Below are 12,618 nucleotides of genomic sequence, written 5' to 3' on the forward strand. Positions count from 1 at the left end.
ATATGTAAACTAATAAACAAGTTTATTAACAAAAAAATCCCGCCATTGGCGGGATTTTTATTATTTGTATGTACGTTACAAATTAGAATTTGTAGTTAACACCAAAAGTTACAGCAGTCCAGTTACCACCAAATGAGAAAGTGTTAGTAGCATCAGCACCGTCACCACCATTATCATCAGATGAGAAACCTAATACACCTACACCAGCTTCTAATGAGAAGTTAGGAGATACGAAATAGTTCATACCTGCTCCTAAATTAACACCAAAAACATTGTTTTTGTAGTCTGCAGCGTATAGAGAACCATCGTAATCTACACCAAACTCATTGTCATAAGTCATGTAGTTAGCAGCTAATTCAGCAAATAAAGAGAATTGGTTAGCTGGAGTAAAATAGTAACGTCCAAAAGCACCAACACCAAAACCTGAGTTTGTAGCGCTATTACCTAATTCAACTTTGTCGTTAGAATAAGCTAACATACCACCAATAGCGATATTCTCAGTTACAAAGTAACCAACTTTTGGAGCAACAACGAAAGAATTCATTTTGAAATCTCCAGTTTTTGATGAATTTAAAGTTAATGCACCAGAAACGAATACATCACCTTGAGCGAAACCACCGTTTGAAGTAGTAGCCTCTTCTTGAGCGTTAGCAAAAGTAAAACCTAAAATTGCTACAGCTGATAATAAAACTTTTTTCATGTTTAGTTTAAATTTTTAAATTTTAACGGCGCAAATTTATACGTTTTTCTCAATATCCAAATACGTTTTTAAGAATCTATTAATAATATTTTAGTAATATTTATCTTTCGTTGTTGATATTCAATATTTTAACATTTAAAATATTTTGTTAAAAAAGTGTAAAATTTAGATCCAAAATGTTTTTTTTATAAAAAAATGTACAATTAATAGGCGATGTGATGTTATGTGCACGACATTTTTTATCTTTACTTAATTAAAAATCTTCTTATGAAAATCTGTATTATTAATGGGCCAAATTTAAATTTACTAGGAAAACGTGAAACTGATATTTATGGAAATGTTTCTTTTGAGCGATTTTACAATCAGCTACAAGAGAAATATTGTGCTGTAGAATTTGATTATTTTCAAAGTAATATTGAAGGAGAAATTATTAATAAAATTCATGAAGTAGGTTTTTCATTTGATGGAATTATACTTAATGCTGGTGCTTATACACATACTTCTGTAGGAATTGGCGATGCTGTAAAAGGGGTTCATTCTCCAGTTGTAGAAGTTCATATTACCAATACCTATTCTCGCGAAAGTTTTAGACATCAATCTTATATTGCTGGAAGCGCAAAAGGAGTAATTGTTGGTTTTGGATTACAGAGTTACGAATTAGCTATTCAATCGTTCTTATTAGAAAGTTAATGATGCGAATTTTATCCGTTTTTTTAGTTTTACTATGTTTTAATCTTTCTTTGGCACAAATTAGAGGAAAAGTTTTAAGTAAAGAAAATGCTCCTGTTCCTTTTGTAAATATTTTTATTGAGAACACTTATATTGGTACAGCTACTAATGAATATGGTAATTATGAATTAAACTACAATATAAAAGGAAAAGTTGTACTTATTTTTCAATACTTAGGGTACAAGAGTCAAAAACATATTTTAGATATAACAAGTTATCCCTATAATTTTGATGTAGTAATGGAAGAAGAAGACTTTCAATTACAAGAAGTGGTTTTGACAAATGGAGAAAACCCGGCCAATCAAATTATAAAAAATGCAATAGCTTCTAAGAAAAAAAATACCGAAAAAACGAATCGATTTGAAGCTGATTTTTATTCGCGTGGAATTTTTAGAGCAAAAGATATTCCTGAGAAATTTATGGGAATTGAAATTGGTGATTTAGAAGGAAATCTCGATTCGACCAGAAGTGGTGTTATTTATTTATCGGAAACGGTTTCAAAAATTAAGTTCGAAAAGCCTAACAATTTAAGAGAAGATATCATAGCTTCTAAAGTTGCTGGAAATGATAATGGTTTTAGTTTCAATACTGCATTAAATACCGATTATGATTTTTATAGTAATTATGTTGATTTTGGTATTAATATGATTTCACCATTAGCCGATAATGCATTCAATTATTATAAGTACAATTTAGAAAGTACTTTTTATGACGACAACGGAAATCTAATTAATAAAATAAAAGTTACGCCAAAAAGAGATAAAGAGCCTGTTTTTGAAGGTTACCTATATATAATAGAGAATTCTTGGGCAATTTATGGAGTTGATGTTGATATAAAAGGATACCGCATGCAACAACCTATTATTGAAACCATGAAGCTTAACCAAAACTATAGTTATAATCAAACGAATGGAATTTGGGTTAAAAATGTACAATCTTTAGATTTTATTGCGGGAATTTTTGGAATGCAATTCACGGGAAAGTTTTCTTATGTGTTTAGCAATTACATTTTTAAAGATGCTTTTGATAAAAATACTTTTGGTAAAGAAATAGTTTCATTTGAAGCTAATGCTAATAAAAAAGAAGATGAATATTGGCAAGTTAATCGTCAAATTCCGCTTACAAATGAAGAGATTGAAAATTATACTAAAAAAGACAGCATACAAGAACTAAGAACTTCGCAAGTATATTTAGATTCAATTGATGCTATAAAAAATAAGTTTAAAGTTTTTGATATCATAAAAGGTTATACTTATAAGAATAGTTTCAAAAAGTCGAGTTTTAGTTATCATGGTTTACTAGATTTTACTTCGTTAAGTTATAATACCGTTCAAGGTTGGAATTTTGATACAGGTTTTACTTTTAGAAAAGAAAATGAAGAAAAAGGAAAATATACTTCAATTTCGTCAATCTTTAATTATGGTTTTGCTGAAGACAGACTAAGAGTTACGGGTAATTTTCATCATCGATTTAATAACATTAATAAAAAATATGTTTCAGTTTCAGGAGGAAGTGCTGTAAGTCAGTACAATGCTTCCGAACCTATTAGTAAATTAATTAATTCGTTGAGTACGCTTTTGTTTACCAATAATTTCATGAAGTTATACAATAAAGAATTTGTAGAAGTAAGCTTTGGTCAAGAAGTGGTAAACGGAATCTTCATAAACGGAAAATTAGAATATGAAAACCGACATGAGTTGTTCAATACAACCCATTATAAAATGTTCAAAAGTAATGATGTATATACTTCAAATAATCCTTTAGCTCCGCTAGATTATGTTGCTTCTGCTTTTAATGAACATCATGTCTATAAAGGAACTATTGCAACTAGAATTCGTTTCGGACAAAAATATATTTCAAGACCAAATGCTAAAGTGACCATTCAAAATGATAATTATCCTGTTTTAAGTTTTGCTTTTACTAAAGCTTTTGCAGCTACAAATAGTGATTATGAATATGATTTTGTTTCTGGAAGACTAGATTATGATAAAACTTTAGGCAACAAAGGTGATTTTGCTTTACGTTTTAAAGCCGGAAAATTCTTTAATGCCGATAATATTTCTTTTATAGATTACAAACATTTTAACGGAAATCAAACGCATGTAAACTTTAGAGGTGATTATTTAAACGCTTTTAATTTATTACCTTATTATAGTAATTCTACAAACGATGCTTATTTAGAAACACATATTGAGCACAATTTTAAAGGTTACATTATGAATAAAATTCCGTTGCTTAATAAATTACAATGGAATTTAATAGGTGGATTTCATCAAATTAATGTGCCTAATTTTAAACCGTACCAAGAGTTTACCATTGGTTTTAGTAATGTTGGTTTTGGTAAATTTAGATTTTTACGCATCGATTATGTAAGAGCTTATCAAAATGGATATATTGGTGATGGTGTAATGTTTGGAGTTCAGTTTTAGAAAATGAAAAGTATTCTGAATAAAATATTTGGCTTAAAACTTAAAATTCATGTATTTATTGTTTTAGTTTTAGTCATTTTTATTTCTTTTTTACTTTTTAATCTTTATTTATCAGAGTTTCATGAAGAATATTTTAATATAGGATTAATTCTAGGTTTGTTAGTAATTATTCATTGCGTTTTATTAATAACTTCTAGTATTTATTTTTTCTTTAAAAAAGAAAGTTTAAATGCTATTTATAGAATTATTATGTTGGTCTTTAATTTGATATTTTTATATGTATCAATTGGCATTTTTATGTTATTTTTTACTGTATTTTCTTGAAAGAGCGGAAATGTTTTCAAAAAAAAGCTCAGATTTTAAAATCTGAGCTTTTTTTATATATTTTGAACACTGTTAACTGTGACTGCCAACTAAATTATACTCTAACTATGTTAGCACCAATAGCTCTTAATCTTTCATCAATTCTTTCGTAACCTCTGTCAATTTGTTCAATATTCTGAATTGTTGAAGTTCCTTTTGCTGTTAAAGCAGCAATTAACAATGAAATACCCGCGCGAATATCTGGCGAAGTCATAGTTGTTGCTTTTAATTGTGATTGGAAATTGTGTCCAATAACAATTGCTCTATGTGGATCGCATAAAATAATTTTAGCTCCCATATCAATTAATTTGTCCACGAAGAATAAACGGCTTTCAAACATTTTTTGATGAATTAATACTTCACCTTTTGCTTGTGTAGCTACTACTAAAACAATACTCAATAAATCGGGTGTAAAACCTGGCCATGGCGCATCGGCAATTGTTAAGATAGAACCGTCAATATCGGTTTTAATTTGGTAGCCATCTTTATGAGCAGGAATGTAAATATCATCGCCTTTACGTTCTAAAGTAATTCCTAGTTTTCTAAATACATTTGGAATTTGACCTAAATTTTCCCAACTCACATTTTTGATTGTGATTTCGCTTCGAGTCATAGCAGCTAAACCTATCCAAGAACCAATTTCAATCATATCTGGTAAAACTCTATGTTCGCAACCACCTAAAGATTCAACTCCTTCAATGATTAACATATTTGAGCCAATTCCTTGAATTTTGGCCCCCATAGAATTTAGCATTTTACACAACTGTTGTAAGTAAGGTTCACAAGCAGCATTGTAAATAGTTGTAGTGCCTTCCGCTAAAACAGCAGCCATAACAATATTTGCAGTACCAGTTACCGAAGCTTCATCAAGTAGCATGTAAGTTCCTTGTAATCTTCCGTCAATTTCTACACCGTAAAAATGATCTTCTCTTTCGTATCTAAATTTGGCACCAAGGTTAATAAAACCTTCAAAGTGCGTGTCTAATCGACGACGTCCAATTTTATCTCCTCCAGGTTTTGGAATATAGCCACAACCAAAACGTGCTAAAAGTGGACCAACAATCATAATAGAACCGCGTAAACTTCCGCCTTCTTTTTTGAAAGCTTCTGTTTTTAAGTAATTTACATTTACCTCGTCGGCTTGAAACGTGTAATCTCCAGGTCCATTTTTTTGTATTTTAACTCCTAAGTTGCCCAATAAAGCAATTAGTTTGTTTACATCAATAATATCTGGAATATTAGTAATGCGTACTTTTTCCGATGTTAATAGAACCGGACATAAAATTTGTAATGCTTCGTTTTTAGCACCTTGTGGAGTAATTTCTCCTTTTAATGGTTTGCCACCTTCTATACTAAATGTTCCCATGAACGTTAATTTCTTTTATTGTTTTTTTGGATTGTTTTCTTTTTAAATTGGGCTTTAGAATTGTTATTATTGTTGTTCTTTCCTTGGTTGTTAAATTGTGATTTATTCGAAAGTTTTTTGTTTACTTTCATCAAATTTTGAGTGTTAGACAACTCTTCATTTGTTTTAAATAAATTAATTTTTCCGTTAGAAAGTTCCAATAAATGATTGAAAATTACTTCATCTTCAACAGTTTCTTTATTCCAACTTAAATAGCATTTTTTCATGTGATTTGCAATTACAAGAATTAATGCATTTTTTAAATCACCATCTTCCCATTTAATAGCAACATCGATCATGTATGTAATATTATTACCATAGAAACGATATTTGGGGAAATTTTGAGGATAATTTAGTTTTTCAGGTTTTAATTGAAGTACTTCTCTTGATGGTATAGGATAAGGAGAATCTACATCTAATTTAAAATCAGACATTATAAATAATTGATCCCAAAGTTTGTGTTGAAAATCGGGTACATCTCTTAAATGAGGATTTAAAGTTCCCATTACAGAAATAACGTATTGAGCCGCTTTATTGCGTTCTTCTCGGTTTTCAATTGCGATTACTTGGTCAATTAGTTTATGTAAATGCCTTCCATATTCGGGAATGCGAAGTGGGCCTCTTTGAGAATTATATTCTAAATATATGGTTGAATTATTTTCCATAGGTTATAATGAAATTATACCTTCAATTACAGATAGTTCTTTGTATTTTTCAATGACTTCATCTGGTGTTTTCATATTTACACTTATCGAAACACTTGTATATTTTCCAGTTTTAGATTGTTGTGTATTAATTACAGCTCCCATATCGTTAAAAGCAGCTTCTACTTGGGCTATTTTGTGTATATCAGAAGGTACTATAAATTTGTACAAATATTCTGTTGGCCATAAGGATGTGTTCGCCAATTCATCTTTCAATCTAATATAGAATTCTTCAGTCTTCTTATCCATCTTCAATCATTGATTTAAAAAGCAAATATACTTTTTTAAGTTCATAATCAATAATTAGAAACTTAATAATTTTCATAAAGCTTACCATATTTTTTAAAAAAAACTATTTTTGCTTTTTAGAATTTTATATGACGAAAAAATTAATTGTACTTGCAGGCGGACCAAGTTCTGGAAAAACAACTTTGATAAACGCATTAGTTGAAAATGGATACGTTTGTTATCCTGAAATTTCTAGAGAAGTTATTCAAGAAGCGCAAAAGCAAGGAATCGATCAGTTATTTTTAGAAAATCCGCTATTATTTAGCGAGTTATTACTTCAGGGTAGAATAAAACAATATCAAGAAGCTTTGCAAGAAACATGTGACATTGTGTTTTTAGATAGAGGAATTCCTGATGTCTTAGCCTATATGCATTACATAGGCGATAGTTACCCAAAATCTTTTTCCGATGCTTGTGAAGAAAACCGCTATACAAAAATTTTCTTATTACCACCTTGGAAAGAAATCTATGTTAGCGATGCTGAGCGTTATGAAAGCTATGAGCAAGCCGTTTTAATTCACGAACATTTAGAGGAAACTTATAGAAATTTTGGTTACGAATTGATAACGGTTCCAAAAGATACAGTTGAGAATAGAGTTCAGTTTGTGTTTAACGAATTAGACAAGTAAATCGGATGACTCAAGCGCTTCAAGTTTTACAAAAATATTGGAAACACAATTCCTTTCGTGAGCCGCAAGAAGCCATTATTCAATCGGTTTTAGAAGGAAATGATACTTTTGCATTACTTCCTACTGGTGGAGGAAAATCGGTTTGTTATCAAGTTCCAGGTATGGTTTTAAATGGTATTACTTTAGTAATATCGCCATTAATTGCTTTGATTAAAGACCAAATAGAGAACCTTCAAAAAAAAGATATAAAAGCTATTGGATTAGTTGGTGCTTTAAGTATCGATGAAATTTCTGATTTGCTTGATAATTGTTTATACGGAAATTATAAGTTTTTGTATTTGTCACCCGAGCGTTTACAACAAGATTGGATTATAGAACGTTTAAAACAATTACCCATCAACTTAATTGCTATAGATGAAGCACATTGTGTAAGTCAATGGGGACACGATTTTAGACCAGCCTATCTTAAAATAAAACTTTTAAAAGAGTTTTTTCCTACTATTCCTTTTTTAGCTTTAACTGGTTCGGCTACAACGTTAGTTCAACAAGATATAATTGAACATTTAGGTCTAGAGAACGTAGCAGTTTTTAAAAAATCATTCGAGCGAGAAAATCTATCGTATCATATTATTGAAACAGAAGATAAGCTAACTAAGATAAGTCAAATTTTAACTAAAAATCCTCAGTCTTCCATAGTTTATGTAAGAAATAGAAAAGCTACTGTTGATACTTGTAATCAATTAAATGCTTTAGGTTTTAAAGCAACTTTTTATCACGGTGGAATGTCTTTTCAAGAAAAAGAAAAACATCGCTTGTTGTGGATGGAAAATAAAGTTCAAGTTATTGTTGCGACCAATGCTTTTGGGATGGGAATTGACAAACCCGATGTAAAGACAGTAATTCATCTTCAAATTCCTGAAAATCTAGAGAATTATTATCAAGAAATTGGGCGGGCAGGAAGAAATGGTGAAAAAGCATTTGGAATTTTATTAACGACTCAATACGATATAGAATTAGCAAAGCGATTATTTGAAGAAAATATCGTGACAAAAAATTTCTTGAAAGACGTCTATAAAAAAATCAATAATTATTTCCAAATTGCCTATGGAGAGGGTTATTTACAGCAGTTTAATTTTACGATTCAAAAATTTTGTAGCAGTTATAATTTACCAGTTTTAAAATCGTTGAATGCTTTACAATTTCTAGATAGACAAGGAATTTTAACAATGGAAAATGTAAGTTCTGAGAAAGTTAAAGTTCAGTTTATAATACCAAGCAAAGAAGTAATTCGGTACATCAGTTTAAATACAAATGTCGAACCAATTTTGACGGTTATTTTAAGAACTTATTCTGGGATTTTTGACCAAGAAATGCCTATTAATTTAGAATTAATTGCAAAGAAATCGAAAACTTCAATAGAACAAATTGTAAAGGTTTTACAAGAACTACACGAAAAAGAAATTATCGATTTACAGTTACTTTTAAATGATAGTAAGATAGTTTTTAACGAAGTTAGAGAAGACGATTTAACCATAAACAGAATTAGTAAATATTTAGAAAATCAAAACAAGACGAAACAAGATAGGTTTACAGAAATGATTTCATTTATTGAAAATCAATCTACATGTAAGAATAAATTATTACTTCGATATTTTGGTGAAGAAATTACTGATGATTGTGGGAAATGTTCTACTTGCCTTAAAAAGAAAAAAACTGATGTTAAAGATGTAGTTTCAGAAATATTAGCTAGTTTAAAAAAATCGCCATTAAACTCAAGAGAATTAGAATCATCATTGGGATTCACTTCAGAAGAAATTATCTTTGCTATTCAAACCTTACTAGAAAAAAATATCATTAGCCTAAATGCTAATCATCAATATTACATTAAATAAATGGAAAAATTAAAGATTGTTTTTATGGGAACTCCAGATTTTGCAGTTGGAATTCTCGATGCAATATATAATAAAGGTTACGAAATTGTAGGTGTTGTTACCGTTGCAGATAAACCAGCTGGCAGGGGCCAAAAATTACAAGAAAGTGCAGTAAAAAAGTACGCTCTAGAAAAAGGGTTAAGAATTTTACAACCTACCAATTTAAAATCGGAAGAGTTTTTAGAAGAATTAAAAAGTCTCGAAGCAAATTTACAAGTAGTTGTTGCTTTTAGAATGCTACCTGAAGTAGTTTGGCGCATGCCGAAATTTGGTACATTTAATCTACATGCTTCTTTGTTGCCAAACTATAGGGGAGCGGCACCAATTAATTGGGCAATTATTAATGGGGAAGAAAAAACGGGTGTTACCACATTCTTTATCGATGATAAAATTGACACTGGAGCAATGATATTGCATAAAGAAACACCAATTGGCAATAATGAAACGGCCGGAGAATTACACGATCGATTAATTAGTATAGGAAGCGAAGCAGTTGTTGAAACTTTAGCATTAATTGAGAAGGGAAATGTAAGTACTGAAATACAGAAAGACAATTCTGAAATAAAGACAGCTTATAAACTAAATAAAGACAATTGCAAAATTGATTGGACTAAACCTGGCGAAGTAATTTATAACTTGGTTAGAGGATTATGTCCTTATCCTGCAGCTTGGTCATTTATTAAAGATGGAGAACAAGAATGGAATGTGAAATTCTATGAAACTGCATTTGTTAAAGAAGAGCATAATTTTGCAATAGGTAGTGTAGTAACTACAAAGAAAGAAATGAAAATTGCCGTTGAAAATGGTTTTTTAGAAATTTATAGTTTACAGTTTCCAGGAAAGAAAAGAATGAGAACTCATCAGTTGTTAAACGGTGTTCAATTTTCTACAGAAGCAAAAGCTTTTTAAGCCCTATAGGCTCTAACATCACCGTATTTTAATAAAAAACAAATGATGTTATTAACAAATAGCTTAAGTTATTAACAAAAACGTTAGAATTAGCCGTAAAGCCTTGTGTAATTCGGTAATACGGCTAAATTTGTATCTATAATTAAAGTTTAACCAAATTGTAAAAACATTTATTATGAACAAATCAGAATTAATCGATGCAATGGCAGCTTCTGCTGGAATTACAAAAGCAGCTGCTAAATTAGCTTTAGAATCATTTTTATCTAATGTTGAAGGTACATTAAAAAAAGGTGGTAGAGTATCATTAGTAGGTTTTGGTTCTTGGTCAGTTTCTAAAAGAGCTGCTAGAGAAGGAAGAAACCCTCAAACAGGTAAAACTATCAAAATTGCTGCTAAAAATGTAGTAAAATTCAAAGCTGGTGCTGAATTAGACGGAGCAGTTAATAAATAATATTTTTCTACTTTGAAAATATAAATCCTGGCTTTTAGCTGGGATTTTTTTTGATTTTAAGCGATTTTTTTTGATTTTAACTCTTTTTTTTAATAATTTTAAGAAAAAATCGTGCTTATGATATCAGTTTTACCAAAGAAAGGTCACTTGCTGATAGCAGAACCTTCAACACTTGGAGATACTTCTTTTAATCGTTCCGTGATACTTTTAGCAGAACATAATCAGGAAGGCTCAGTTGGTTTTATATTGAATAAACCTTTAAGTTATACTATAAATGATTTGGTTCCAGAAATAGAGGCAAAGTTTACTGTGTATAACGGAGGACCTGTAGAACAAGATAATCTGTATTTTATTCACAACGTTCCTGATATTGTTCCTAATAGTATAGAAATTGCATCGGGTATTTTTTGGGGTGGCGATTTTGAAACTGTAAAAAATTTGATTAATGAAGGGCAAATTTCAAAGCAAAATATCCGTTTTTTTCTTGGTTACAGCGGTTGGGAACCAAATCAACTAGAAGAGGAACTGAAAGAAAACACTTGGATAGTTTCAGAAAACGATTTAAATGAAAAATTACTTTCTAAAGCAGTGCAACATTTTTGGAAAGAAAAGATGAAAGAACAAGGAGGCGATTATGTTTTGTTTTCAAATGCTCCTTCAGATCCAACACTTAATTAAATAAAGAATTATTAAGTACTTCAGTTAGTGCAGTTGCAGCTTCATTAGTATAACTTTTCTTTCTGTATTGTGTTACCGATTGAATTCCTTTAATAGTATTAGTTAAGAAAATTTCATCTGCTTTTTGAAGATCAAACGGAGAAATAGATTTTTCTGTAATTTCAAAAGAAGAATTTTTCTTAATAAGCGATATAATTTGTTTTCTCATAATGCCATTTAAACAACCATCGCTTAAAGAAGGTGTTTGAATTTCACTTCCAAAACGAATAAATATATTTGATTGTAATGCTTCAATAACATTTTTTTCATCGTTTAAAAGCAAACAATTGTCATATCCGTTCTCATCGGCAAAAATGCTACCGGTAATTTGAATCATTTTATTGTTACTTTTTAAAGTAGAGAAAATTTGTTTGGTTATATGAGCATCTTTATAAAGTTCAATTTCATATTTTCCGCTATTTAATTCATATAAATGACTATCAAGCGATAAATAAGTAATTATAAAATCAATATCTTTAGATTTCGGTAAGTAAAAGCCATCACCTTTTCTATAAACAGAAAAGCGCACTCTGAAATTGGAATTTGTTTTATTAGTATTGGTTAATTTTAAAATTTGCTCCTCAAAATATTCAAGTGTAAAATTCATAGGAATTTCCATTCTGCAAATTCTCATTGCCGACATTAGTCTGAAATAATGATCTTCAGAAAAAAGAATTTTGTTTTGAGCAACTTTAATAGTTTCGAAAATAGCATCGCCAAATAGAAATCCACGATTATTTTCAATTAAAATAGTACTGTTTTCTTGAATATTTCCGTTAAAATTTACCATAAAAAAATCCCGATTTTTAAAATCGGGACAAATATAACCTTTATAATTGTAAATTTTTGTTTAAACAGAGCCTAAAACGTGTTTTAAGTCGGAAATTTGATTTTCCCATAATAGTTTAGATTCTTCAATTTCGTCTTCTTCAGCAAAATCGACTACCATTATTGAAACGTCTTTTGTTATTTCGTCTTCTAATATTTTTAATTCGAAAAAATATTCTGTATCTGTTCCATCTTCATCAAGCCATCTAAATTTTACACGTTCTCCTGTTCTTTTAGAAATTAATTTTGCTTTTTCTTCTGCACCATCCCAAATAAAAGTAAAGATTTCACCTCTTGAGTTAACATTATCAGCAAACCATTCAGACATACCCGAGGGTGTAGAAATATATTGATATAATAGAGAAGGAGAGGCGTGTATTGGGAATTCTAGTTCGTATTTTAATTTTACTTCCATGTAAATATATTTTTAAGAATGGAAATATATATAGAAAAATTCAAATAACAAAAAGCTAGAAAAAAAACTAAAATATTTTTATAAAAATTAATTTGGAGTCTATTAAAATAGTTTTATATT

13 protein-coding genes are annotated in these 12,618 nt (G+C 29.8%); 7 read left to right on the forward strand and 6 right to left on the reverse strand.

The window, feature by feature from the left end; genetic code table 11:
• Window positions 1-82: 82 nt before the first annotated feature.
• A complete protein-coding gene (locus GCU34_RS01525; protein WP_072780336.1) occupies window positions 83-700 on the reverse strand; it encodes an autotransporter domain-containing protein in 618 nt (205 codons plus the stop codon).
• A gap of 267 nt (window positions 701-967) precedes the next feature.
• On the opposite strand from GCU34_RS01525, the gene aroQ reads away from it, so the two are divergent.
• Both aroQ and GCU34_RS01535 read left to right on the forward strand, forming a co-directional pair.
• Entirely contained in the window at window positions 968-1,390 is a 423-nt protein-coding gene (aroQ, locus tag GCU34_RS01530; protein ID WP_072780335.1) for a type II 3-dehydroquinate dehydratase, read from the forward strand.
• Window positions 1,390-3,858 (forward strand): DUF5686 and carboxypeptidase regulatory-like domain-containing protein, encoded by a 2,469-nt coding sequence (locus GCU34_RS01535; protein WP_317040794.1) that lies wholly within the window; start codon window positions 1,390-1,392, stop codon window positions 3,856-3,858. The genes aroQ and GCU34_RS01535 overlap by 1 nt, the downstream gene beginning before the upstream one ends.
• Before the next feature lie 418 nt (window positions 3,859-4,276).
• Here GCU34_RS01535 and murA read toward each other — a convergent pair whose 3' ends face one another.
• From murA to GCU34_RS01550, 3 genes are read right to left on the reverse strand one after another with little or no spacing between them, the layout of a single operon-like run.
• The gene (murA, locus tag GCU34_RS01540) at window positions 4,277-5,587 is read right to left on the reverse strand and encodes a UDP-N-acetylglucosamine 1-carboxyvinyltransferase (RefSeq protein WP_072780333.1); all 1,311 of its coding nucleotides are present in this window, start codon (window positions 5,585-5,587) and stop codon (window positions 4,277-4,279) included.
• 5 nt (window positions 5,588-5,592) lie between these two features.
• The gene (locus tag GCU34_RS01545; RefSeq protein ID WP_072780332.1) at window positions 5,593-6,291 is read right to left on the reverse strand and encodes a DUF4290 domain-containing protein; all 699 of its coding nucleotides are present in this window, start codon (window positions 6,289-6,291) and stop codon (window positions 5,593-5,595) included.
• Window positions 6,292-6,294: 3 nt separating this feature from the next.
• A complete protein-coding gene (locus tag GCU34_RS01550) occupies window positions 6,295-6,579 on the reverse strand; it encodes a DUF493 family protein (protein ID WP_178138319.1) in 285 nt (94 codons plus the stop codon).
• 128 nt (window positions 6,580-6,707) lie between these two features.
• On the opposite strand from GCU34_RS01550, the gene GCU34_RS01555 reads away from it, so the two are divergent.
• The 5 genes from GCU34_RS01555 to GCU34_RS01575 all read left to right on the forward strand — a co-directional run bounded on the left by GCU34_RS01555 (window position 6,708) and on the right by GCU34_RS01575 (window position 11,216).
• Window positions 6,708-7,247 (forward strand): AAA family ATPase, encoded by a 540-nt coding sequence (locus GCU34_RS01555; RefSeq protein WP_072780330.1) that lies wholly within the window; start codon window positions 6,708-6,710, stop codon window positions 7,245-7,247.
• A 5-nt stretch (window positions 7,248-7,252) separates the two neighbouring features.
• Window positions 7,253-9,139 (forward strand): RecQ family ATP-dependent DNA helicase, encoded by a 1,887-nt coding sequence (locus GCU34_RS01560; protein ID WP_072780329.1) that lies wholly within the window; start codon window positions 7,253-7,255, stop codon window positions 9,137-9,139.
• Window positions 9,140-10,087 (forward strand): methionyl-tRNA formyltransferase, encoded by a 948-nt coding sequence (gene fmt / locus GCU34_RS01565; RefSeq protein ID WP_072780328.1) that lies wholly within the window; start codon window positions 9,140-9,142, stop codon window positions 10,085-10,087.
• Between the two features lie 157 nt (window positions 10,088-10,244).
• On the forward strand, window positions 10,245-10,538 hold the full coding sequence (locus GCU34_RS01570; RefSeq protein WP_227658762.1) for an HU family DNA-binding protein: 294 nt from the start codon (window positions 10,245-10,247) through the stop codon (window positions 10,536-10,538).
• Window positions 10,539-10,655: 117 nt separating this feature from the next.
• Window positions 10,656-11,216, forward strand: a complete 561-nt coding sequence (locus tag GCU34_RS01575; RefSeq protein ID WP_072780326.1) for a YqgE/AlgH family protein — start codon at window positions 10,656-10,658, stop codon at window positions 11,214-11,216.
• Here GCU34_RS01575 and GCU34_RS01580 read toward each other — a convergent pair.
• Together GCU34_RS01580 and GCU34_RS01585 are read right to left on the reverse strand one after the other, a co-directional pair.
• A complete protein-coding gene (locus GCU34_RS01580; protein ID WP_072780325.1) occupies window positions 11,209-12,045 on the reverse strand; it encodes an aminotransferase class IV in 837 nt (278 codons plus the stop codon). The genes GCU34_RS01575 and GCU34_RS01580 overlap by 8 nt on opposite strands.
• Before the next feature lie 60 nt (window positions 12,046-12,105).
• Window positions 12,106-12,498, reverse strand: coding sequence for an START-like domain-containing protein (locus tag GCU34_RS01585; protein ID WP_072780324.1), 393 nt, complete (start codon window positions 12,496-12,498; stop codon window positions 12,106-12,108).
• Window positions 12,499-12,618 lie beyond the last annotated feature (120 nt).

The organism is Flavobacterium haoranii (assembly GCF_009363055.1).
Lineage (GTDB): Bacteria > Bacteroidota > Bacteroidia > Flavobacteriales > Flavobacteriaceae > Flavobacterium > Flavobacterium haoranii.